Source organism: Caldisphaera sp., assembly GCF_049974385.1.
Classification (GTDB): Archaea; Thermoproteota; Thermoprotei_A; order Sulfolobales; family Acidilobaceae; genus Caldisphaera.
In genome coordinates this window covers 42,759-65,516 of sequence record NZ_JBMFIW010000006.1, presented here as the reverse complement: position 1 = coordinate 65,516, position 22,758 = coordinate 42,759, and the positions used below count along the sequence as shown (strand labels likewise).

The window sequence follows — 22,758 nt, the reverse complement described above, 5'->3', positions numbered from 1 at the left end:
TAAGGCAGAGGTCCCGGGTTCAAAGCCCGGCCACGGCTTTTATTATCACATTTATCTTCGCCAAGATATAGTCCATTAAGCCCTATTCTTTGATAAATTATTATAATGAAAAAATAAAGAAGATAAGCCAAAGATATTAAATAAATATTTTATTTTGAGGGGCATTTTGATACTTATACAGAGCTATATGAATAGAAATTTAATTATATTTATTGTTAAATTAGGAAACTAGATCAGAACTATGATTCTCAGCTTATTTCTAAAATAATTTTGTGAACATAAAAATTATGGGCCCGGGGGGATTTGAACCCCCGACCACAGGGACCCGATTCGGGTGCTTTATAGCATACCCCGCATCCTGCCAAACTGGACTACGGGCCCTCAATAAATTAATATTGTAAACAATCTTAAAAAACTTACCTAGAATTGATTACTTTTGATTATTATTAAAGTTTTACCATAAATTTTAATGTTTTATTTATGAAATTTAATTAAATAAAACTCAATCTATAATGAAATTTAATTAATAATTTTTAATATATGTTTTGTATTCTATGTTTTTTATAATAAATACTTTAAAATTATCATACCTGATCCATCTTTAAAACCATGTCTGTATTAGTTGGCGGTAAATCTTCTTTACTGACAATAAGATCAATAAGAATTGCTTCATCCTTTTTAATTTCTTTTAATGCATTATCAATATCATTATCATTATTAACTTTAATTCCTTTAATATTAAATGACTCTGCGAGCTTTACAAAATCAGGATTATTTAATACTGTGCCATAAACTCTGCCAGATTTATTTATAACTTGCTTCAGATATAAAACTCTATAGGAATTATCGTTAACAACTATTATTTTTATATTCAAATTTTCATCTTTTATTGTTTGAAGTGATTGAATGCTCATTAAAGCTTCTCCATCGCCAGCTATTGCAACAACTTCTCTATCAGGATTTGCAATTTTTGCGCCTATACTAGCGGGTAAAGCAAATCCCATTGAACCCAAATTCGTGGCTGCTATGAATCCTCCAAACTCGAAAACCTTAATATAATCATACGCATATAATATGTGTGTTCCTTGACCTCCAATAATGATTCTATTCCTAGGTAAAATCTTGTTTAACTCATAGAAAAACTTAGCTGGATTAACCTCATTATCATATTTTCTCTTTAAGGTTTCGTTTATAATTTTTTCCCAATCGTTTTTATAATTTGATATTTCTTTTTCCCAATCCTCATTTTTTAATTTCTCATTTTCTAATTCCTTAACAAGGTTTTTTAAAAATTCTAAGGGATCAGCTTTTATTGACTCATAATAAGAAGGTCTTATTTCTGAAGAGGGATCTAAAGAAATGACGACTATACTATTATGTGGAGTTAGGTTATATCCATAAGTTGTTATATCATTGTATTCATTACCTAAGACCAACAAATAATCTGTTTCTTTCAATACTTTGTCTGCTAATAAAGATCCTCCTCCATAACCAACTCTTCCTAAACATCTATAATTGTCTTCTTCACATAAACCTCTGCTATTTCCTGTTGTTATTACATATCCATCAACAATTTCTGATAATTTATAAACATATTCTCTTGCATCCTTGTAATTAACTTCGCCCGAAACAAGTATTAAAGGTCTCTTGCTCTTTTTTATTTCTTCTTTAACTCTAATAATATCATCTTTATTTATTTCTTGTGATCCTTTAGTTAGCATTGGAAAATTTTCTTCTATATAAATTTTCTTATTCCATAAATCTTCCGGGACTTCTAATACAACAGGCATAGGAAGCCCATAAAATAAATTATTAATGGCTTCGTTAAATATACCATAAAATTTTTCTGGTTCATCGATATAGTAATGTTTTAATCCTAAAGCTTTTGATATGGCTTCTTGATTAATTTCAAGCCATGAATCTGTATCTTTTAGTCTTTTCTTTACACTTCCCGAAATTAAAAGGAGTCTAGATCTATCTTTCATTGCTATTCCCAATCCTGTCAATGAATTAAGAAAACCTCCTCCTGCATGAACTACAGCTGCAGCTGGCCTTCTTGTTGTTCTATATTCTGCATCAGCTGCGGAGATTGCTACACCTTCATGCCTTACTATTATTTGCTTTATTTCGTTTTTATATTCATAAAGCGCGTCATAAAAATTTAAAACTGTTGTACCTATTATACCATAAACTCTTTTAATTCCAGAATTTATTAAACCTCTAACTAATGCCTCAGAAAGTTTAATTTCTTCCATTTTAATCACTGTTTACAACATTTTCTGGCTTTTGCCCCATCAAAACTCTTATAACATTTTCCACAGAAACTTTTATTATTCTCATTCTAGTATCAGTATTTGCACCCGCTATATGAGGCGTTAATATTAAATTAACATTAGGATCTGATCTGAGTAAAGATACTAATGGATCATTTGAATCAGGAGGTTCTTGAGGAAAAACATCTACGGCAGCTCCTCCTATTATACCATTTTTCAAAGCGTTTGCTAAGGCATTATTGTCAACCAATTCTCCCCTTGCAGGATTAATAAATATCGATCCGGGTTTCATAATTCTAAATTCTTTCTGGGAAATCATATTTTTGGTTTCATTAGTCAAAGGTACATGTATTGAAATAATATCGCTGTCCCTAAGCAATTGACTTATATGTTTATAAGACACGTTTAGATCTTTTTCAGTTTTTTCATTCAGTTTGTATTTATCATAGTAAAGAATGTTAACATTAAATGCATTTAATCGTTTTGCTAATTCTTTGCCTTGCCTACCCATTCCGATAATTCCCCATGTCTTTCCAAATAAATCATAAGTACCTATATCCATTAACTCCCATTGCAACCATTTCCCTTCTCTAATACTATTTGTTGCTAAGAAAAGTCTCTTTAACAAAATCAATGCAGCAGCGATTGTATACTCAGCAACAGATAAAGAATTTGCAGATCCTATATTAGAAACAGGTATTCCCTTCATTTTACATTCCTCTATGTCAATATGATCAAAACCAGTTGATGGTTGTTGAAGCAATTTTACCTTATTTCCAAACATATCACAAAGAGTTTTATCAATTTTAATTTTCATTGTATGATCTCCTATAACAACGTCAGCATTTTTTAATGAATCTTCTATCTTTCTCAGATTCGAAATATCTGAAAATACTTCTATATTTACTCTTTTTTTAAGCATGTTTGCATAAGGTTCAAACAAGGATTGATAAAATGCTTTAGGGAGAGGCCCAAATGCTACTACATTATAAACTTCTTCTAACACTCTCTCACCGTATTAATATTAAGGTATAAGAGATATAAATCTGTATTCAGCAATTAATACATTAGATTAACAAAATAATACAAATATCTAAAAACTTTAAATCTAAAGTTGAAAGAGGTCAAAAATGAAGGTACTCTACGCATCTTCGAGTATTGGATTAGGGCACATAACAAGAGATTATCATATAAGTAATTTTATCAAAAGCAAAATATATTGGCTTACATCTGGAAACGCCTTGAAATTTATCAAAGATAAAAAAGAAAATTATGTAGAAATTTCTGATAATTTAAATAACTTAGGATATTATATTGGCAGTATGATAAAAAACTGTAAAGTAAAAATTAATCTATTTAACTCTTACAAATTATATAAGGCTGTAAAAAATAATGCTAATCTTATTAAATCGTATGTTAATTTTGATGATTATGATTTAATAATTGCTGACGAGTTTTGGGAATTTATGTTTATAGATATTCCAAAGGAAAGATCTGTCTTTATAACAGATTTTACTAAAGTGAGTTACAGCACTAAAAGTTATTTTGAAAGATTTATAATACCGAAGCTAAATAATGGACTTAGGGATAGAATAAAAAGAAAATTTACATTAGCAATTAACTTAAGCATTTGGGATAATGATAATGAATTTCTAAATTTAGGCCCATCGTTTACAAGTAATTTTAATAATTCTATTAATTCAAAAGATAACTATATATTAATCAATATAGGAGGAACGAATGCCGGCATAGCTATAGCAGAAAAATTGAAGGAAAAACTAGAGGAAAAGTACAACGTAAAGATAATCGGTTCGGATAAGTATTTCAATTCAAACCCTTCAGATTTAATTAGAAATGCTGAAATTATAATTAGTTTATCTGGTTATGGAAATATAATAGAATCAAATGTACTAAAGAAGAAAACTATATTTGTTTACATAGATAATCACTTCGAGCAAATAGAAAATGCTAAAATTATGATGAATAGAAAAGGTTTTAGAGTATATTCTTGCAAAGATGTTTTAAAAATTAATATATTACATGAAATTGAAAATTTAAAAAATGAAAAAATACAACCATTAGAAATAAAAGATTCTGCCATAAAGGTTTCAGAAATAATAAATAGTTTTTTAAATAAGAACAAATAAACTTAAATAAGTATAATAAAAAATTATTAACATACATTGTATTCAAAAATATAATTCTCAAATATAAAAATAAAGATTGGTGAGGATTTTGGGCATAACAGAAGAAGGTCTTGCTGGCATATTTTATGAAATGATAAAGACAGCTTCAACTAGCATACCAGTAGATGTATATGATGGTTTAAAAAAAGCGTATGAAAGAGAGACTAATCAAGGAGCTAAGAAACAGTTAGAAGCGATTTTGCAAGATATAGAAATTGCTTGTAGCAAAAAGGTTCCAATTTGTCAAGATACAGGAACCCCTTACTTTTTTATAGAAATGGGTGAGGATTTTCCTATAAGGGCTAAGATTTATAAGGCAGCATCAGAAGCTTTAAGGAAAGTAACAAAAGAGGGCTACTTAAGGCCAAATGCTGTCGATCCATTTTATAAAAAGAACAGCGGTGATAATACAGGAAGATACATACCTTGGATGCATTTTGATCTTGTAGAAGGAGACGATTTAAAAGTTTGGTTTATGACTAAGGGAGGAGGAAGCGAATTTCCTTCAACTTTAATAATGAGTGAGCCGATAGAAGGCTTTGATAAATTAAAAAGAGGAGTAATTGATACAATAGTTAAGTTCGGACCATTACCATGTCCACCGTTGATTATAGGCATATCAATTGCTGCAGGAGGCGATATAGCTATGACATTGGCGAAAAAATCATTGCTTAGACCTATAGGAGAAAGGAATTCAGATCCAAACTTAGCAAAGATGGAACTAGATTTATTAAATGAAATAAACAAACTAGAATTAGGGCCACATGGATTCGGTGGACAATTAACTGCATTAGATGTTAAGGTTGATTATGCATATAGGCATCCAGCATCTTTTGCAATTGGCATAGTTACAAGCTGTTGGGCAACAAGAAGATCTTCAGCAATTATACATAGCGACGGTTCTTGGGAATTAACAAGCAAACACGTACTATATAATGGAACAGGATGCACTATAGTGAGGTGATGCATATGGTAAATGAATATCATCTATCTACCCCCTTAACCGATGATGTTGTGAAAAAATTAAAGATCGGAGATATAGTATATATATCTGGCATTATGGTAACTGCCAGAGACGAAGCGCATGAAACTGCTTTAGAGATTTTAGAAAAAGGTGAGAAATTACCTATTGATTTAAAGGGATTGGTTTTATATCATTGTGGACCTGTGGCCATTAAAAAGGACAATAAATGGCAAATAGTTGCTGCAGGACCTACAACAAGTATGAGAATGGAGAGTGTTGAGGATAAGTTTATAGAAAAAACAGGAATTAAAATGGTAGTAGGAAAAGGTGGTATGGGCAAAAAAACTGCTGAGGCTATGAAGAAGTTCAATGCAGTTTATGCTGTTTTTACAGGAGGTGCAGGAGCTCTTGCTGCTGAAAGAATTAAGGAAGTTAAAGATGTTTATTGGCTAGACAAGCTCGGAGTTCCAGAGGCCATGTGGGTGTTTAGAGTAGAAGAATTCGGACCTTTGATCATTACAATAGATACTGAAGGAAATAATTATTATGAAATTAGGCTAAATGAAGTAGCAAAAAATGCTGAAAAAATTAAAGAAAGTCTTAAAGAATATAAATGGACATAATAGTATAAATTATCTAAAATTTTTTAATACCCTTTTAGTATCTATTCTTTTCTGAGATAAAATGAATGACCATATCAAAACAAGAGCAAAAAATAGCTCCAAAAAGTCAATCACTCAAGCTTAGGTGGTTTTATGATTAATTTTATTTTACAGACAGTTGTAATTATGGCTCTCTCAATAATGGTTTCATATATTATAAGTAAGCCTATTTCTTTATTTATAAAGTACGAAAAAGAATTACCAAATAAATATTTAAATAAAATTGAAAGTGCTTTATTCAAAATATTGGGTATAGATAGAAATATTTCAATGAATTATAAACAATATTTTCTTTCATTAATAATTTTAAATTCTATATTTATTATTTTTGATACAATTTTTTTGATGTTCCAAAATAAATTGTCATTTATTGGGCCCAAATATCCTGGTCTAAGCTTTGATTTAGCATTTAATACAGCAATATCATTCGTTACAAACACAAATCTCCAACATTATATTGGGGTATTAAGTTTATCACTAACTTCCCAAATGCTAGTTATAATAACAACAATGTTTATTGGTCCGTCATCAGGGCTTGCCTCATCTCTAGCTTTTATTAGAGGTTTTTTAAGAAAAAGTAATAGCATCGGCAATTTCTACGTTGACTTTATGAGATCATTAATTTTTTTAATTTTACCGATATCTATAATATCCTCTATTATATTAGTTATTCTTGGAGTTCCTCAAACTTTTTCACCATTTTATAATATTAGTTCTATAACTCATCAGATCGTTTATATTGGCCCTGTTGCATCTTTGGAAAGTATAAAACTTTTGGGAAATAATGGAGGAGGCTTTTATGGCTCTAATTCAATAAATCCATTTGAAGATCCATCAAACTTATCCAACTTCTTCGAAATGTTTTTAATGCTAGTATTTCCATTGGCTATTCCATTAGCTTTTGGAAATCTTTTAGGTAAAAAAAGGGGTCTTACACTCCTAGGATCCATATTAGTTAGCATGATAATAATAATTGTATTATCTGAAATACTCAAGCCTATTGGTTATATAAGTTATCGATTTGGAAACTATTCTGGTATTTTATTTAACAGTATATCATTACTAACTAATACAGGTGCAATTGATGCATCATTATTTTCCATGTCCTCAAGCGCTATTATAGCATTTCTTTTCTCCATGTTCATACAATCAATACCAGGTTCTATTGGAACCGGATTCATGTACCTAATTGTTTATGTATTATTGACTTTATTTATATTGGGGCTTATGGTAGGAAAAATGCCTGAATTTATTGGAATGAAAATATCCCCGAAAGAAATCAAGTTATCGGTTTTAGTTTTTTTGACACATCCATTAATAATATTATTGCCAACTGCTATTGCTTTATCTGCTGGGTATGCAATACATATTTTAGGCAATATTAATTCATACACATATACAGAAGTATTATATGAGTTTACTTCTGCTGCTGCTAATAATGGTTCCTCTTATTTAGGTAGTCTAGGTAATACCTTTTTCTTTAATATATCTACTGCATTAGTCATGTTTATTGGCCGTTTCTTACCGATAGGCTTAATGCTAGCTATATCTCAATCTTTTTCCCTTAAGGACAGAAAAGCTGGTTTAGAGCCCTTACCCACGCAAGGTATACTTTTCTTATTGCTTTTAGATTTTATGATATTCCTTTTAGCAGTTTTAACATTTATTCCATTTGTAATAGTAGGACCTCTTTCGTGGTGATGTAAATGACAGAGTCTATTAGATTCCACGAAAAATATAATTTTAGAAAAATTTTCTTAGATTCAATCTATAAGCTGAGTCCAATTTATCTTGCTAAGAACAACCCTGTGATGTTTGTTGTTATATTTGGTTTTTTCATTACAGCTATAATGTTAATAATACCAGGTCAAATTCCAAAATATGAAATCAACTTTTATTTAGCAGTTTCCCTAACGTTATTTTTTGCTGTGTGGTTTTCTACATTTTCTGAAGCTTTTTCAGAGTATGAGGCAAAGGCAAGGGTCGATTCCTTAAAGATATTCGAAAAAGAAATTATTGCACATAAAATCACAAATGATCATTACACTGAAGTTAAATCCAATTCTCTAAGGCAAGGTGACAGAGTTTTAATCAAAAAAGGTGAAATCGTACCAACAGATGGATTTATAATAGATGGATCTGCATATATGGATGAATCTATGATAACTGGAGAATCTGAACCTGTTTATAAAAACAAAGGAGATCATGTTATAGGAGGAACTAAAGTTATTGAAGGAGAAATAAAAGTAGAGATAACGTCTGAAAGAGGTAGGAGTTTTGTAGATAAAATGATTTCATTGGTTTCGCAAGCAAAAAGGCCTAAGTCACAAAGCGAGATATCTTTAAATATATTGCTATCAGGTTTATCATTAATATTCTTAATAGTTGCAGGAACTCTTTATTATATATTAAAATCTTTAGGCTATACCTACGTTAATATCGCATTAATAATTGCATTGCTAGTTGCTCTAATGCCTACAACAATTGGGGGCTTATTACCTGCTATCGGTATAGCTGGTATATCCAGACTTACAAGAGATAATATAATAGCAAAATCAGGAAAGGCAATAGAAGCAGCAAGCGATGCTGACATAATATTACTTGATAAAACTGGAACTATAACAGAAGGAAACAGAGCTGCTATAGAATTTATACCTTTAGACAATTTTGATGTTAGATGTGTTGCTATTACATCGTATTTATCTTCTTTTAATGATAATACTAGAGAAGGAAAATCAATTATAGATTTAGTAGAAAGCATGAAGATTGAAATTCCAGACAAAATAATTGATATAACTTTAATGTCCAAACCTATAGAATTCAACATAAAAAATAGGTATTCTGGCATTGAAATTTCAAATCCATCAAAAATAATGAATTATATTAAAGACGAAAAGATTTGTATGAAATTCATGGAAATCCTAAGAGAATATGCTACAAAGGGTGAAAACATTAAAATATTAAAAGGTTCTGTAGACGCTCTTCTTCCGCACATTGATAATATGAATAAAGAAGAAATAGAAAAAATTGTTAGAGACATTGGAGAAAAAGGAGAAACACCGTTACTTTTAACAATTAATACTAAAGCTGTGGGAATTATAGTATTAAAAGATAGGATTAAAACAGGTATAAAACAAGTTATATCAGATCTAAAGGTTATGGGCATAACTCCAATAATGGTAACAGGGGATAATCCTATAACCGCTAAGGTAATAGCTAATGAAGCAGGAATAGACCATGTTATATCTCAAGCTAAACCTATAGATAAACTTAATAAGGTTGATGAAGAACAAAGGAAAGGCCATGTGGTTATAGCCATGGGGGACGGTACAAACGATGCCCCTGCATTAGCTAAAGCTGATGTAGGTGTGGCAATGAACTCTGGGACAAGGGCTGCAAAAGAAGCTGCTAATATGATAGATTTAGATTCCAATCCTTCTAGAGTCGTAAAAATTATAGAGTTAAGTAAACAGCTTTTGGTAACAAGGGGAGCAGTTACAACATTTAGCATAGCAAACGATATATCAAAATATTTTACTATATTACCTATGATACTAGTATTAAATAATCCCAAAATAAGTTATTTGAACATACTCCATTTAACAACTCCGGAAACAGCTATTCTTGCAACAATGATTTTTAATGCAATTATTATCCCTGCCTTAATTCCATTAGCTTTAAGGGGGGTCAGATATAAACCGGAAAATCCAAGAAAAACATTTATAAAAAATTTCTTAATTTACGGTATAGGAGGTGCTTTATTACCTTTTATAGCTATAAAATTAATTGATATGTTATTGGCTATTTTAATGGGTGTTAAATGATGGTAAAGCAATACGTTCTAGTACCGATAGCAATTTTTGTTTTCTGTTTGATATTGTTAGGCTTAGTCTATCCATTAATAATTAGGGGGTTTAGTCTTGCATTTAAAAACAAGGCTGATGGGAGTCCAATAATAATAAATAAAACAATCATTGGATCCTATTTAATTTCTGGATATATAAATAATAGTGCATTTTTCTGGCCAAATTATAATAATTCTTTTGCTTTTGGATACGACCCGTATATTACAATCAATCAAGCACTAAGCCAGATTAATAGGATAAGCAACTCAACAGGAATATCAAAACAATTCTTGAAAGAACTGATATACAAGAATTCATATCAAATAGAAGAAGAAAATTTGTTTTTATTTTCTCCAGGCCAAAGAATAGTTAATGTAATGGAATTAAATGAAATATTAATAAAAACCTATCCAAATATTTATAGCAAATTTCTAGGTGAAAAATAATGGGAATATTAGATATAATATTTATAGGCTTCTTATTAGTATCAGGTTTCGTGTTGCTAAGAGCAATGTTAAAATCGTAATTTAAAGTTGATTTTTAAAAATTCTGTCTAACTTTTGTTTTATAAATTCTTGCACTTTTTCCTTAATATTTTCCAGATGATTGGCCATACTCAAACTTTTTTCATATACTAACAATGATACTATTTCTTCATATGTTAACCCCCTTGATTGCAAATAGAAAAGTATGTCGTCACTAACCCTATATTGAGCTGATTTATGTGTAGCGGAAATTACATCTCCCGTTTCAATTTTCATCATTGGCATAGTATACGCTCTAGCTGAATTCCCTAAAATTATAGCCTCAACAATAAAATTAGACCTGCTCTTTCTTCCATCGTAAGTTATTATATCAGTTCCTCTAACTGATGATAAAGAAGAATCAAACGCAAATCCTAAGCCTGAAACATCGCTATCTGAGTTTTTGCCAACTTGTATTGTATCTATTATATTATCAACCCTTGAATTTTTGTAAGATAATGTAAGTGATTTATGATTAAAAATAGAATTATCAAATAAAACGACTTTTTCTTCTATTCTATTCATTAATGTTGGTGTAGAAAATGTCATTGAATTCATGCTGGCCTGACTATATATTGCTTTCCTTATTAAATAGGCTGTTGGATATTTTATTTCAGGATCAAGAAGTATAGCAAGGTTTGACTTAGAGTTTTTATGTGCATTAATTTCTATAACACTACTTCCTGGAGATTTTCTACCTTCATAAATTAATAAAGAGACGTTAGAATTTTCCTTTATATTCACAATAAGATGTTGCGAGACCCACCTTTCGCTTATTGGATTACAAAAAGATATGGCATATTCTCCTGAATCTAAGTTGATTTCATTAATCTCATTTAAGTAGTAAAAATGATATGAAGCAAGTTTACTTTCCTCAGGTTTAATAAGTTTGGGTTCGTATGCCTTATTAGAATTTCCACAAGGACCTACTATAAAATCGAATTTTCCATTTGGTTTTTCAAATTTTAATTCTCCTTGTTTATTTAGTATCTTTTCATATTGGCTCCAATCAGTATAATATTTTGTAGTGGGAGAGTCTCCAATATCTTGCCATTTATGCTTTTTAATGTTTTCTATATTAATCTCAAAAGAATTCATAAATTTTCACCCAACGCTTCCTAATTCGCTAAATTCTAGTCCAATAACTTTAGTCAATATACTTACAGTCTCTAATGGAAGGCTCTTCAAAACGTCCCTTATAAAACCATTAACAATTAATGCCTTAGCCTCTCCTTCTCTAATGCCTCTAGAAGCCATATAGAATAATTGATCTTCGCCAAGTCTACCGACTGTTGCTTCATGAGATACTATTGCTGTTGGTTCATCAACCTCATTTCTTGGTAACGTATATGCCTGACTTTTTTCATCTAATATTAAACTATCACATTGCACGTGAGAAAAACTTCTCTCAGCTCCTTTCAATACTTTTACTAGTCCCCTATATGTTGCAATCCCTCCATTTGAGCTTATACTTTTTGATATAATCATACTTTTAGTATCTGGAGCAGCATGAATTGCTTTAGAGCCTACATCTTTTATATAAGGGCCGTTTGAAATGCCTATAGAAATGTTTTTTGTTGAAGCGCCTCTTCCTCTTAACATCGTACTAGGATAAGTATAAGTCATTTTACTTCCAATGCTACCTTCTACCCATTCCACATGAGCATTTTCTTCTGCTATAGCTCTCTTATTATTAAAATTGATTATGCTTCTGCTCCAATTTTGTAGAGTTGAAAAATATACCTGAGAATTTTTACCAGCATAAATTTCTACCATTCCATCATGAAAACTATAATTTCTTAATACTGGAGCAGCACAACCTTCTATAAAGTGTATATAACTTGTTCCAAAAGAACTATTGTCATCTGCCACAAGTAATGTATGTTCAAATTGCCCTTCCAACTCCCCTCCTATTATAAAAAATGCTTCAACTGGGTTCACTATCTTTGTGTTTTTGGGTACGTAAACAAAAGCTCCCCCGCTCCATAATGCATAATGAAGTGCAGCAAACTTATGGTCTGCCATAGGAAATTCTTTACCAAAGTATTCCTTGACTAGATCAGGGTATTTTTGTACTGCTTCATCCATAGGCATGAATATTACATTTTTCTCTTTAAGTTCATCCTTAAGTCTGCTAATAATATTTTCGCTATCGAAAACTGCTGTTAATCCTGATAAAACCTTTGCTTCAGTTTCTGGTAAGCCTATCCTAGAATACATATCCCTCATCCAATCAGGTAATTGATCCCAATTTTCTGCGACCTCTACTTTAGGCTTAACATATTGGGCGAATTCCTCTAAATCTATGCTTTCTACTCCTGCTATCCAATTTGGCATTGGGAGTTTTTCAAATAACTCCAATGCTTTTAATCTAAGATTTAGCATCCATTGAGGTTCTTTTTTAGACTTTGAAATCTCTTCTATTATATCTTTTGTTATCTTCCCTTTTATTTCAATGTCTTTAGGGTATGGAATTGATTTACCTAATATATCTTCTATACCTTTATTCTCTACTATTTCTTTTAATTCCTTATCCTTTGCTAATTCTATTGGAGAACCCATTTATTGCACCCCTTCATAATCTTTATATCCATATTCTTCAATCTTTTTAATTAACTCAATGCCGCCTTCGTCCACAATCTTTCCTTTAGACATTATCATAACTTTATCGGGTGAAACAAACTTTGTGATTTCTGCATGATGGGTAATTATTAAAATTCCTTTTCCTGCGGATCTTAAACTATCTATAGTTTCTCCTATAAGTTTTATGCCATCAACATCTAATCCGCTATCAGGCTCATCTAAAATTATATATTTTGGATCCATAGTTAATATTTGTAACATTTCTGACCTCTTTTTCTCTCCACCACTAAAACCTACATTTACTTCTCTTTCCAAAAATGAGGGTTGAAGTCCTAATTCTCTTGTTTTGTTTCTTGCCCAAATAATTAATTTTGGATCTATTGATGAAATATCAAAACTTGAGCCGCTTTTCTTCATTTGAATAGCATTTAGTAACATTGATAATCTTAAACCAGGTATTTCAACTGGATTTTGGAATGCTAGCCCTAATCCCATTAAAGCTCTCTGATATGTTGGATAGTCAGTAATATCATTATTATCTAAAATTATTTTTCCTTTGTTAATTTGATATTTTGGATGACCTAACAATGCAAAAGCAAGAGTTGTTTTACCACTACCATTGGGTCCCATCAAAATTAGAACTTCTCCTCTTTCAAGCTTAATAGTCATGTTATTTAATATCTGCTTATCTCCAATTGTTACACTTAAATCTATTGTCTCTAATGACATATCTTTTACCCACCTACTTTAACAGGTGTTAAAGTTAATAAATTAAAATATAGAGCTTTTCAATTCAAATTTATTATATTTAATAATAAAAAGTTGTATATTTCTCTACTACATTTAATAGCTCTTTCGGCATCATCTTTATTAGCATATTCAAGTATTTCTGATCCAGGAATCTCATCTGCACAATATGTATCACAATGACTAATTTCTAAATTTTTTAAACTATCTAAATAATCTATGCAATATTTTATCGAATTTAGATTTAAAAAACGATTAATTTGTTTATATAATTCTCTTAGGGTGTTATTTTTTGTCTCTAAGTTTAAATAATCAGCTAACTTTTTTAGTGAAATTATTGCAGATAGTCTTGACTCATAGCAAGAAATACCAAATTCCTTATTAATTAAATGATTCTCTGCAGATCTTATGAGCCTAAGCGATTCATTTATTTGATTCAATTTTTTTCCCTTTAAGTATTGGAATTCCTGGATTAACTAATATATTTATATCAGTAATCAAATTTATTGTTTTTTCATCTAATCCCAAATCCTTGGCTACATCTTCTAATCTTTCTCCGTTTTTAATTCTTTCATATAGGCTTTTTGCTTTTTCATATCCTATTAAGGGAGAAAATATTGTTATTAAGGATGGACTACTGAAAGCAAGTATCTTCATTCTTTCTCTTAAAGGTTTAATGCTTGGTAAAACGACTTCTGTAAGCTTTTTCAATGACTCATTTAATAACAAAGATTGAAGCGATATATTATAAATCACTGATGGATTACCCATATTTAGCTCGAATTCTCCTAATAAAGATATGTAAGAATTTGCATTGTCTAATCCCAATATTTCAGAAGATGCCTGCATAATAGCTTCTACAGTTACTGGATTTATTTTTCCAGGCATTATACTGCTTCCTGCCAAGTTAATCTCCATATCGATTTCTCCTATAGCTGTATTGGGTCCCGAGAACATCAATCTTATATCATTACCTAATTTCCATAAGTCTATAGCAATTTTCTTATATACGGAGCTTAGTAGTATTAAATCGCTTAGTAGCTTCATTGGCCTCATTAAAGACTTTGAAGGTTTTATATCTATATTCAGAAATTCTTTAAGATTTTTTATCGCTAGTTCTTTGAATCTTTCATGACTATTAATACCTGTTCCAACAGCAGTACCGCCTAGTGGTATTTCTAATATTTGGTTCATAGCATATTCCAGGTCTTGCTTATCTTTAATGAATTCTTCATAATAGGCATAAAACTCTTGACCCAATGTAACAGGCAAAGCATCTCTCAAATGAGTTCTACCGGGTTTTATAAAATCCTTGTATTTTTCAGAGTATTCATACAGCACATTTAATAATTTTGCTAAGTTTGATAAAACATCTTTAGCTTCTAAATAAGATGCTATTCTTATTGCTGACGGTATAACATCATTACTACTTTGAGACATATTTACATGATCGTTTGGATGTACATTTTTATTTATTAGTTTAGAGGCATGTCTAGATATTATATCATTAATATTCATATTAATTCCTGTACCAGATCCCGTTTGAAATACATCAACTCTTATTTCATCTGCAAACTCTCCATTTGCAAGCATTAACGATATTTTTACTATTGCATCAGCAATCTCGCTATCTAACAATTTTAGTTCTTTATTTGCTATAGCAGCAGAGGCCTTTATTAACGATATTGACTTTATTAAACTAAACGGAAATTTAAGTCCAGTCTTCAGATAATATTTTTCTGCTTCTTCTTCATATGACAAAGTGTCTCACCGTGATATAATTTTAAGAATAAAGTTAATATCTATTTATATATTGAAAAGATACTTTAAAAAAGCAAGTATATAATTTATAGTAGTTAAAAGGGTTTTCATATTAAAATATCTTGTTGTAAAAAGCCGTATAAAAAATAGTTATATATAACAAAATTATGAACGACCCTAAAAACCATTTATAATAAAGTAATCCAGATATATAACATCAATTTAATCATACACTTTTACGTTATTTAACTATTTTAATATATTTAAGAAAAATATGGTTATACCTTGATATAGTATGTATTAATAAATGTTTATTAATTTTTTCAATATATTATGAATATATAGAGAATTATAATATTTGGTGGTTATCATGGGCAATGGAGTAAAAATAATTTTAACTGCAGAAGGAGCAACAGCGAGCGAGACACTTGGTTCTACTGTTGCCGGGTTTATTAGTGCATTGCCTGATAACTACATGCCTCCATTTATTTCAAATTTTTATTTTAAGGTAGAAAATAAAAAAGGAATTGCAAAAAAGGCCCCATATGGTCTTTCAAAAGTAGAAGCAGCTTTGCTAGATTTTGGTATTCCAAGAGAAGATATAGTAATAGCTAGCCCATACGAGCTTGATAGATTTATAGGTGATAATACAAGAATATTGGGAATATATGTTATGGATCCTTTAGGTCTAAGCTTCGGCAGCGGAATAACATATTGGATATTAAAGCTTGCAAATTTGCCGTATAAGGGTATTCCATATATATCAAGATCTTTTCTAAATATATTAATAAATAGAACCTTATTAAAACATAGAAAACACATAAAAATTTTAGTTGGAGGTCCTGCAACGTGGCAATTAACAGATACCGGATATAATAAAAAATTAGGCATAGATGTTGTATATGAAGGAGAATTTGAGTCGATAGGACCTAAAGTAGTTTTTGATCTAATAAATGGGGCCAATGTCCCAAGTATAGTTTATGGTGGTCCTGCACCCCTAGATAAAATTCCTATAATTAGGACTCCAGCTAATGGAGGTCTTGTTGAGGTAACAAGGGGATGCGGTAGAGGTTGTTCTTTTTGTACTCCTACACTTAGCGGTATGATAAAATCATTGCCATTTGAAGGTCATATAGAAAAGGAAATCAAGATTAACATAGAAAAAGGTGGATCTAAGGATATTACTTTACACAGTGAAGAATTTTTTAGATATGGAGCTAAAGGTATAGATCCTGATCCAGAAAAAGTTTTAAATCTTGTCAAAAAATCCTATAAATTAGTTAAATCCTATGGAGATGATTATACTATATCAACAGATTTTACAACGGCGGCAGTTGTATTAGAATCTCCTAAAATGGTTCAAGAGGTAGGTGAATATATAAACGAAGGTGGAAGATGGACTTATATTGAAATGGGCATAGAAACTGGTTCTCCAAGATTGTTAAAGAAATTAATGCCAGGAAAAGTTTTACCATTTAAACCTGAAAACTATCAAGAAGTAGTAGAACAAGGAATAGGAATACTTAATGATAACCGTTGGATTGTTGTTGGTACCATTATATTAAATTTGCCTGGCGAAAAAGATGATGATATACTTAAAGATTTAGAACTTTTAGACAAATTAAAGAAATTAAGAGTTATTACATTTCCATTACCATTTATTCCTATGGGTGCTTTAAGGCATAGGGACTTTACAATATTAGATAAATTGCTAGAAAACCCATTAAGAGGAGAATTTATTAGAGAAGCGTTAATAAAGGCTTTATCTGAGTCTAAGAGAAGCTTAAATTTAGCTGTTGACAAAATGTATAATCCTATAATTAAATCTCTTATATTGAATATAGGCAATTACATTATAGACTTTGTTATAAATAGATATAAAAATTATAGCACAACTTATATAGAAAAAACAAAAGAAATGATTGAAAATGAAGAAACATTTAACAAAAACCTAATTGAAAGTATAACTTAATTTTTAATTTAAAAATAAAATGAAGGTTCTAAACCAAATAAATTTAAAATGAATCAAACAAAATGATATAATATAGTAAACAGAAGAATTTGGTGATTATGATGAATATAAATGAATTTTATTTAGCTCAGATTTGTGATGTAATGAAGTTAATGTACAATAGAAATTTAGTTCAAGTTAGAGGTGGAAATGCTAGCCTTATAGATAGAAACAGCAAATTAGTCTATATAAGCCCTACAGGTGTTCCAAGACATAAGATATCTAATAATGATGTTGCTGTTATAGATTTTGATGGAAAGGCAATTATAGGCTTACCAAGTAGTGAATGGAGAATGCACTTATCAATTTATAAAAATGTTGAAGACGCTAAAGCAGTTGTTCATGCACATCCACGATATTTACTTGCATTAATTAAAAAAGGCATGAAGCTGGATTTGAATTACTTAACAGAAACGTCTTTAAAAATAAAATGCTTACAAGAAATTCCACTTATAGCCCCTGGAACAGAAGAATTAGCCAATGCTGTAGGAGAAGCCGCTAAAATGGGATGTAACGCGATTATATTGGACAATCATGGAATAGTCTCATATTCAAACGAATCTATATATCATGCATTGGAAATTATTGAGGCTGTTGAAGATTTATCACTGATTCAATTGCAAGGATCTTAAAAGATCTTAGCCTCCAGGTGTTCCATGATACATAGCATCATTCCATATTTGTTGCCATATATCTTCTTCTGTTAAAGTAATATTTTTTATCAATAAATTATAAATATCAGATAACATTGCGTGATGAAGTTTTTCATCTCTAAGTAACATATCTATTAAAAACTTTAATGGTTTATCGTTTTTTATTGCATCGTTTTTTAGTAGTTCATTAAGTTCATCTATAGATTCTTTTTCCATTTCTATATGTTTCTTCATATCATCTAAAACCATTTTGGATTCAGTTTCTGTAATAAGCTGAGGATTTTCAATTATTAATGCCATAGTTTCATATATTTTTGAATGCTTAATAGAATCTTGTGCTACAGCGTCCATAATTAATCTAATTATAGGATTTACAGAATTATTACTTGTATTTTTTATTTTCCCAGAATATTCTATTTCTCTTTTAGCCTCTTTTCTAAAATAGGAAACTAATTTCCTTCTATCTTCAAATTTGTAAGATGACATAGCTATCCCTATTATTTTTAGTTAGGTTTAAGTTTAAAAATAAATCATATGATTTTATAAATACAATTATGCTTATCGAACAATTATGGTTATGGACTTTTTTTAAAAATAGGAAAGTTTTCTTGTTGTCTCAAAATTGTACGATTTATGTGAGGTGTTATATATTATGATATTGTATTTTTAAATTAAAAAATAGGTTTCACGTTATAATTGAAGAGAACATTCTTCGATCATAATTTAAACAAAATACAAAGCTTTGGAGTTAATGAAATAATATTATATAAGATTTGCACATAAAGAAAAAATTAAGATACGTTTAATCAACGATAAGAAACTTAAAATGGAAATAAATTTTCAGATTAATATTTTAAATAGTGTGAGAAGATGAAGCCAAAAGCTAAAGCAACTAGATTGGAAAACGAACTAGCTAATTTATTTTGGCAAAATGGTTATGCTGTTGTTAGAGGTCCATCAAGCGGAGGTGGGGTTTCTAAAAGATATCAACCTGATTTGGTTGCTATAAAGGATGGAAGAATTTTAGTAATAGAAGTAAAAAGTAAGAGAAATGATTCGCCTCTTTATATTGATTCCTCTCAAATTTTAAATTTAATGGAATTTTCAAAAAGATCTTTAGGTATACCTATTATCGCTTTTAAATCATCAAGAAAAGAATGGAGATTTCATTTTATAGATAATTTAGAAAGTAAAGGAAACAGCTTTAAACTTGAGAATCCAGGAGAAGGCCTCAGGTTTAGAGATTTGGAAGAAGCGTTATTTAAAAAACATAAGGATATGGAAGAATTTTTAAAAAATAAGTAACAAATTTTTAGATTTTAAATCTTTTAAATGATAAAAATTTTTAGATTTTAAATAACATATGTTCATAACATTTTATTTTAAAGATTTATGTATTTACTAAAACAATTATAAAATGGGTCTGAATTATGACAAGTAAGATAGAATGTGAGGTTGAGGAAACTCCATTAGGGAAATTCTTAACTCCTCCACAACAAGGTTATTATATAAGAGTACCAAAAGGATTAGTTGACGTCATTACTGACACTACTAACGTGAGCGGAGTAGATCCAAAAGGTACAAGCACTATATATAGAGGGTATACAATTGATGATATAGGAGAACATGCTGATTTCTATGAAGCAGCACATTTAATACTATATGGCCACTTACCTAATGAAAGTGAATATAAAGAAATAAAGAATAAAATTGATACGTATAGAGGACAGATTCCTGAAAAAATATTTGATGCATTAAAATATGTGCCCGCAACGCATCCTATGTATTATGCTCAAGTTGCAGTAAGTATGATGGGTCAATACTTTGCTCCAGAATGGAAATTTGAAAGAGATTTATTATATGATCATGCATTAAGGTTAATAGCAGCAATGCCAGTTTTCTTTGCTGCTGGATGGCACTTATCTAGGGATGGCCAATTATATAAACCCGATCCAAGTTTGCCTCATGGCAAAGACTCTTTAAGAATGATATTAGGTAGAATGCCATCAGATTTGGAGGCAAGAGCATTTGAGAGCACTTTAGTATTATATATGGATCACGGATTTAATGCTAGCACATTTACTGTAAGAGTAGTTGCTAGCACTTTAACAGATATATACAGCGCTATAGCAGCAGGTATTGGTGCATTAAAAGGCCCATTACATGGAGGTGCTAATGAACAAGCGATGGCAATGTTCTTAGACGCTTTAGCTAAAGCTAAGGCTAAAGGTGTTCCATTAGATCAATACATAGAAGAATATATAAAAGATAAGCTTGCTAAAAAAGAATTAATCATGGGATTTGGGCACAGAGTTTACAAGGTACATGACCCAAGAACAGACGTTGCAGGGAAATTCGTTAAACAACTAAAAGATGGAGAAATGTGGTTAAACGTTCTTAAAAAGTCTGAAGAAGTCATGAAGAAAGAGAAGAACTTACCTGCAAATATAGACTTATACACAGGTGTACTTTACTATCAACTTGGTATTCCAATACCTATGTACACACCAATATTTGCAATGGGTAGAATTGTTGGTTGGTCTGCTCATTACATAGAACAGGTTGGTGAAGGAGACACGAAGAAAAACAAGATAATGAGGCCAACAGAAGATTATAAAGGGCCAGTAGGACTTAAGTACGTTCCTATGTCAGAAAGAAAGTAAATTATTTTTTTTTAATTTTTTTTTTTGGTTTATGCTTTTTCCATTGCATTTATACTAACCAGCATTCCTATTACAAATAGAGTTATTGATATGACTATAAGAATTATCCAGCTCAATAAATAATTGCTTATAGGTGCACCTACTAAATTATATCTAACTATGTCTGCGGCATAAGTTATTGGGTTAAATTTGGCTATTTCTTGTAACCAACTAGGCATTTGTTTTAATGGAAATAGCGCACTTGACGCAAACATTAATGGCAAATTAATTAAGTTTACTATAGCAAACATAATTTCAACATTATCAACATTAAATGCTATTGCTGCAAAGATGCTTACAAACCCTATAGCAACAAATATTATTGCAATACCAGCTAATAATATGTTTATTACTGTCAATTCTGGCTTGAATTTAATCCCCAGTCCCCAAGCTATTAATATTAATATAGCCTCATAAAATAATATTCTGATTAGAGTTCCAAACACCTTTGATAAAAATATACCTGATCTTGGCGTTGGAGTCATTAATAATCTATTTAAGTAGCCTAACCTCTTTTCGAAAACTAGGTTTGTTCCGCCAAAAACACTTTGGAAAAATCCAAATACAACTAACATTCCGCTTGCGAGATAGGTAAAGTAACTTGTTGTACCGAACAAGTTTAACAATTGTTGGTCAACATATTTAGAAATTAAAGATGAGTATTGTGGGGGTATATTTGTTGGGGCAAACATCTGAGCAAAGTTAAGACTCTTTCCAAATAAGCCTAACCAGAACAATGGAGTTATTAAAGACACTACAAATGTACCCCTTCTACTTAACCACTTTTTAAGTTCCCTAATAGTCAATGTATAAACTTCCTGAATCATCTTCTAGCACCCCTTGTGACTCTCATATATTTAAATCTATCAAATCCTCCTTCTTCTTCCCTAAGCTCTCTACCTGTTAACTCTAAAAACACTTCTTCTAAATTCGGTTTCACTACTTTAAGCTCAACAACATCGTAGCCTGATAATATCTTAATAAGTTGTGGAAGTAACTCACTTGATGATTCAGTTTTAACTAAAATTTGATTATCTATTTTTATTGCTGAATTAGGGATTATATCATTGATTTTATTAATAATCTCATCCAATTGATCATTTTCTTTAACTAATATATAAATTCTATCGCCTTTTATTTTAGCTTTGAGTTCATCAGGAGTTCCTATAGCTATAATTTTTCCATGATCTATTATTGCTACCCTATCTGATAATGCTTCAGCCTCTTCCATATAGTGGGTTGTAAGCAAAACAGTTGTTCCATTTTTCTTAAGCTCTCTAACGAGTTCCCAAATATGCCTTCTTGATTGCACATCAAGACCTAAAGTAGGTTCATCTAAAAATATAACAGATGGATTATGCACTATACTCATAGCTATTTCCAATCTTCTCCTCATACCTCCGCTATATTCTCTTACCCTTCTAAAAGCGCTGTCCCACAAATCCATAAACTTTAAAGCCCATTCTGATCTATCTTCCGCTTCCTTACCTTTATAGCCAAAAAGCTTAGCCATAATCAATACATTTTCATAACCGCTTAATTCATCATCTGCAGTTAAATCTTGAGGAGAAACCCCAATAATTTTTCTAACGTGGTACTTCTGTTTAACTATGCTATATCCTAATATATAAGCATCACCTTCTGTAGGTCTTTTTATTGTTGATAGCATTCCAATTGTTGTAGTCTTACCTGCTCCATTAGGGCCTAATAAAGAAAATATTTCACCCTTATTGATTGTAAAGTTGATATGATCTACTGCAACAAAGTTTCCATACTTTTTGGTCAAATCTTTGACTTCGATAGCAGTTTCCATTTGTTTCACCCGGATTAATGTATATAAAAATAAT

Annotated in this window: 20 protein-coding genes and 1 tRNA gene; 10 read left to right on the top strand and 11 right to left on the bottom strand. The window is 30.5% G+C overall.

Features of this window, described 5'->3' with window-relative positions:
* Nucleotides 1-288 precede the first annotated feature (288 nt).
* The 3 genes from ACP5GV_RS02755 to ACP5GV_RS02745 all read right to left on the bottom strand — a co-directional run bounded on the left by ACP5GV_RS02755 (nucleotide 289) and on the right by ACP5GV_RS02745 (nucleotide 3,279).
* A tRNA-Pro gene (locus ACP5GV_RS02755) sits at nucleotides 289-381 on the bottom strand.
* A 203-nt stretch (nucleotides 382-584) separates the two neighbouring features.
* Nucleotides 585-2,255 (bottom strand): thiamine pyrophosphate-binding protein, encoded by a 1,671-nt coding sequence (locus ACP5GV_RS02750; RefSeq protein ID WP_428102127.1) that lies wholly within the window; start codon nucleotides 2,253-2,255, stop codon nucleotides 585-587.
* A 1-nt stretch (nucleotide 2,256) separates the two neighbouring features.
* Nucleotides 2,257-3,279: a 2-hydroxyacid dehydrogenase gene (locus ACP5GV_RS02745; protein ID WP_428090276.1), complete on the bottom strand. Its 1,023-nt coding sequence runs from the start codon at nucleotides 3,277-3,279 to the stop codon at nucleotides 2,257-2,259.
* A gap of 124 nt (nucleotides 3,280-3,403) precedes the next feature.
* On the opposite strand from ACP5GV_RS02745, the gene ACP5GV_RS02740 reads away from it, so the two are divergent.
* From ACP5GV_RS02740 to ACP5GV_RS02715, 6 genes are all read left to right on the top strand, one after another.
* Nucleotides 3,404-4,420 carry a glycosyltransferase gene (locus ACP5GV_RS02740; RefSeq protein WP_428102124.1) on the top strand — a complete coding sequence of 339 codons (1,017 nt, stop codon included), beginning with the start codon at nucleotides 3,404-3,406 and terminating at the stop codon, nucleotides 4,418-4,420.
* 88 nt (nucleotides 4,421-4,508) lie between these two features.
* A complete protein-coding gene (locus tag ACP5GV_RS02735) occupies nucleotides 4,509-5,423 on the top strand; it encodes a fumarate hydratase (RefSeq protein ID WP_428102122.1) in 915 nt (304 codons plus the stop codon).
* A gap of 5 nt (nucleotides 5,424-5,428) precedes the next feature.
* On the top strand, nucleotides 5,429-6,046 hold the full coding sequence (locus ACP5GV_RS02730; protein ID WP_292319153.1) for a FumA C-terminus/TtdB family hydratase beta subunit: 618 nt from the start codon (nucleotides 5,429-5,431) through the stop codon (nucleotides 6,044-6,046).
* Between the two features lie 132 nt (nucleotides 6,047-6,178).
* Nucleotides 6,179-7,786, top strand: a complete 1,608-nt coding sequence (locus ACP5GV_RS02725; protein ID WP_428102120.1) for a potassium-transporting ATPase subunit KdpA — start codon at nucleotides 6,179-6,181, stop codon at nucleotides 7,784-7,786.
* A 5-nt stretch (nucleotides 7,787-7,791) separates the two neighbouring features.
* The gene (locus ACP5GV_RS02720; RefSeq protein WP_428102118.1) at nucleotides 7,792-9,909 is read left to right on the top strand and encodes an HAD-IC family P-type ATPase; all 2,118 of its coding nucleotides are present in this window, start codon (nucleotides 7,792-7,794) and stop codon (nucleotides 9,907-9,909) included.
* Entirely contained in the window at nucleotides 9,909-10,376 is a 468-nt protein-coding gene (locus ACP5GV_RS02715; RefSeq protein WP_428102116.1) for a potassium-transporting ATPase subunit C, read from the top strand. Before ACP5GV_RS02720 ends, ACP5GV_RS02715 begins: the two co-directional genes overlap by 1 nt.
* Before the next feature lie 81 nt (nucleotides 10,377-10,457).
* On the opposite strand, the gene ACP5GV_RS02710 is transcribed toward ACP5GV_RS02715, so the two are convergent.
* Genes ACP5GV_RS02710 through ACP5GV_RS02690 form a run of 5 tightly spaced genes read right to left on the bottom strand, consistent with a single transcriptional unit; the run spans nucleotide 10,458 to nucleotide 15,545 of the window.
* Complete coding sequence (locus ACP5GV_RS02710) at nucleotides 10,458-11,552, bottom strand: SufB/SufD family protein (RefSeq protein WP_428069427.1); 1,095 nt, start codon at nucleotides 11,550-11,552, stop codon at nucleotides 10,458-10,460.
* 6 nt (nucleotides 11,553-11,558) lie between these two features.
* A complete protein-coding gene (gene sufB / locus ACP5GV_RS02705; protein ID WP_428102113.1) occupies nucleotides 11,559-13,016 on the bottom strand; it encodes a Fe-S cluster assembly protein SufB in 1,458 nt (485 codons plus the stop codon).
* Nucleotides 13,017-13,766, bottom strand: coding sequence for an ABC transporter ATP-binding protein (gene sufC, locus ACP5GV_RS02700; RefSeq protein WP_428102111.1), 750 nt, complete (start codon nucleotides 13,764-13,766; stop codon nucleotides 13,017-13,019). It abuts the gene before it with no gap.
* 59 nt (nucleotides 13,767-13,825) lie between these two features.
* Nucleotides 13,826-14,224, bottom strand: coding sequence for a HEPN domain-containing protein (locus tag ACP5GV_RS02695; RefSeq protein ID WP_428102109.1), 399 nt, complete (start codon nucleotides 14,222-14,224; stop codon nucleotides 13,826-13,828).
* The gene (locus tag ACP5GV_RS02690; protein ID WP_428102106.1) at nucleotides 14,208-15,545 is read right to left on the bottom strand and encodes a lyase family protein; all 1,338 of its coding nucleotides are present in this window, start codon (nucleotides 15,543-15,545) and stop codon (nucleotides 14,208-14,210) included. The genes ACP5GV_RS02695 and ACP5GV_RS02690 overlap by 17 nt, the downstream gene beginning before the upstream one ends.
* Before the next feature lie 370 nt (nucleotides 15,546-15,915).
* On the opposite strand from ACP5GV_RS02690, the gene ACP5GV_RS02685 reads away from it, so the two are divergent.
* Nucleotides 15,916-17,517 (top strand): B12-binding domain-containing radical SAM protein, encoded by a 1,602-nt coding sequence (locus tag ACP5GV_RS02685; RefSeq protein ID WP_428102103.1) that lies wholly within the window; start codon nucleotides 15,916-15,918, stop codon nucleotides 17,515-17,517.
* 101 nt (nucleotides 17,518-17,618) lie between these two features.
* On the top strand, nucleotides 17,619-18,188 hold the full coding sequence (locus tag ACP5GV_RS02680) for a class II aldolase/adducin family protein (protein WP_428102101.1): 570 nt from the start codon (nucleotides 17,619-17,621) through the stop codon (nucleotides 18,186-18,188).
* Between the two features lie 6 nt (nucleotides 18,189-18,194).
* Here ACP5GV_RS02680 and ACP5GV_RS02675 read toward each other — a convergent pair whose 3' ends face one another.
* The gene (locus tag ACP5GV_RS02675; protein WP_428102099.1) at nucleotides 18,195-18,695 is read right to left on the bottom strand and encodes a hypothetical protein; all 501 of its coding nucleotides are present in this window, start codon (nucleotides 18,693-18,695) and stop codon (nucleotides 18,195-18,197) included.
* Nucleotides 18,696-19,079: 384 nt separating this feature from the next.
* On the opposite strand from ACP5GV_RS02675, the gene hjc reads away from it, so the two are divergent.
* Together hjc and ACP5GV_RS02665 are read left to right on the top strand one after the other, a co-directional pair.
* Nucleotides 19,080-19,514, top strand: coding sequence for a Holliday junction resolvase Hjc (gene hjc / locus ACP5GV_RS02670; protein WP_292319141.1), 435 nt, complete (start codon nucleotides 19,080-19,082; stop codon nucleotides 19,512-19,514).
* Nucleotides 19,515-19,639: 125 nt separating this feature from the next.
* Nucleotides 19,640-20,872, top strand: a complete 1,233-nt coding sequence (locus tag ACP5GV_RS02665) for a citrate/2-methylcitrate synthase (protein WP_428090254.1) — start codon at nucleotides 19,640-19,642, stop codon at nucleotides 20,870-20,872.
* 29 nt (nucleotides 20,873-20,901) lie between these two features.
* Here the strand turns inward: ACP5GV_RS02665 and ACP5GV_RS02660 are convergent, their stop codons facing one another.
* Nucleotides 20,902-21,738 carry an ABC transporter permease gene (locus ACP5GV_RS02660; RefSeq protein ID WP_428102097.1) on the bottom strand — a complete coding sequence of 279 codons (837 nt, stop codon included), beginning with the start codon at nucleotides 21,736-21,738 and terminating at the stop codon, nucleotides 20,902-20,904.
* A complete protein-coding gene (locus ACP5GV_RS02655) occupies nucleotides 21,735-22,724 on the bottom strand; it encodes an ATP-binding cassette domain-containing protein (RefSeq protein ID WP_428102095.1) in 990 nt (329 codons plus the stop codon). The genes ACP5GV_RS02660 and ACP5GV_RS02655 overlap by 4 nt, the downstream gene beginning before the upstream one ends.
* Between the last annotated feature and the right edge of the window lie 34 nt (nucleotides 22,725-22,758).

Excerpts from the sequence above, each read along its gene's own strand:
- sufB (WP_428102113.1), bottom strand. The coding sequence starts at position 13,016 with ATGGGTTCTCCAATAGAATTAGCAAAGGATAAGGAATTAAAAGAAATA.
- ACP5GV_RS02655 (WP_428102095.1), bottom strand. The coding sequence starts at position 22,724 with ATGGAAACTGCTATCGAAGTCAAAGATTTGACCAAAAAGTATGGAAAC.
- ACP5GV_RS02660 (WP_428102097.1), bottom strand. The coding sequence starts at position 21,738 with ATGATTCAGGAAGTTTATACATTGACTATTAGGGAACTTAAAAAGTGG.
- ACP5GV_RS02720 (WP_428102118.1), top strand. The coding sequence starts at position 7,792 with ATGACAGAGTCTATTAGATTCCACGAAAAATATAATTTTAGAAAAATT.
- ACP5GV_RS02740 (WP_428102124.1), top strand. The coding sequence starts at position 3,404 with ATGAAGGTACTCTACGCATCTTCGAGTATTGGATTAGGGCACATAACA.
- ACP5GV_RS02665 (WP_428090254.1), top strand. The coding sequence starts at position 19,640 with ATGACAAGTAAGATAGAATGTGAGGTTGAGGAAACTCCATTAGGGAAA.
- ACP5GV_RS02685 (WP_428102103.1), top strand. The coding sequence starts at position 15,916 with ATGGGCAATGGAGTAAAAATAATTTTAACTGCAGAAGGAGCAACAGCG.
- ACP5GV_RS02730 (WP_292319153.1), top strand. The coding sequence starts at position 5,429 with ATGGTAAATGAATATCATCTATCTACCCCCTTAACCGATGATGTTGTG.
- ACP5GV_RS02675 (WP_428102099.1), bottom strand. The coding sequence starts at position 18,695 with ATGTCATCTTACAAATTTGAAGATAGAAGGAAATTAGTTTCCTATTTT.
- hjc (WP_292319141.1), top strand. The coding sequence starts at position 19,080 with ATGAAGCCAAAAGCTAAAGCAACTAGATTGGAAAACGAACTAGCTAAT.
- ACP5GV_RS02680 (WP_428102101.1), top strand. The coding sequence starts at position 17,619 with ATGAATATAAATGAATTTTATTTAGCTCAGATTTGTGATGTAATGAAG.
- sufC (WP_428102111.1), bottom strand. The coding sequence starts at position 13,766 with ATGTCATTAGAGACAATAGATTTAAGTGTAACAATTGGAGATAAGCAG.
- ACP5GV_RS02750 (WP_428102127.1), bottom strand. The coding sequence starts at position 2,255 with ATGGAAGAAATTAAACTTTCTGAGGCATTAGTTAGAGGTTTAATAAAT.
- ACP5GV_RS02715 (WP_428102116.1), top strand. The coding sequence starts at position 9,909 with ATGGTAAAGCAATACGTTCTAGTACCGATAGCAATTTTTGTTTTCTGT.
- ACP5GV_RS02710 (WP_428069427.1), bottom strand. The coding sequence starts at position 11,552 with ATGAATTCTTTTGAGATTAATATAGAAAACATTAAAAAGCATAAATGG.
- ACP5GV_RS02725 (WP_428102120.1), top strand. The coding sequence starts at position 6,179 with ATGATTAATTTTATTTTACAGACAGTTGTAATTATGGCTCTCTCAATA.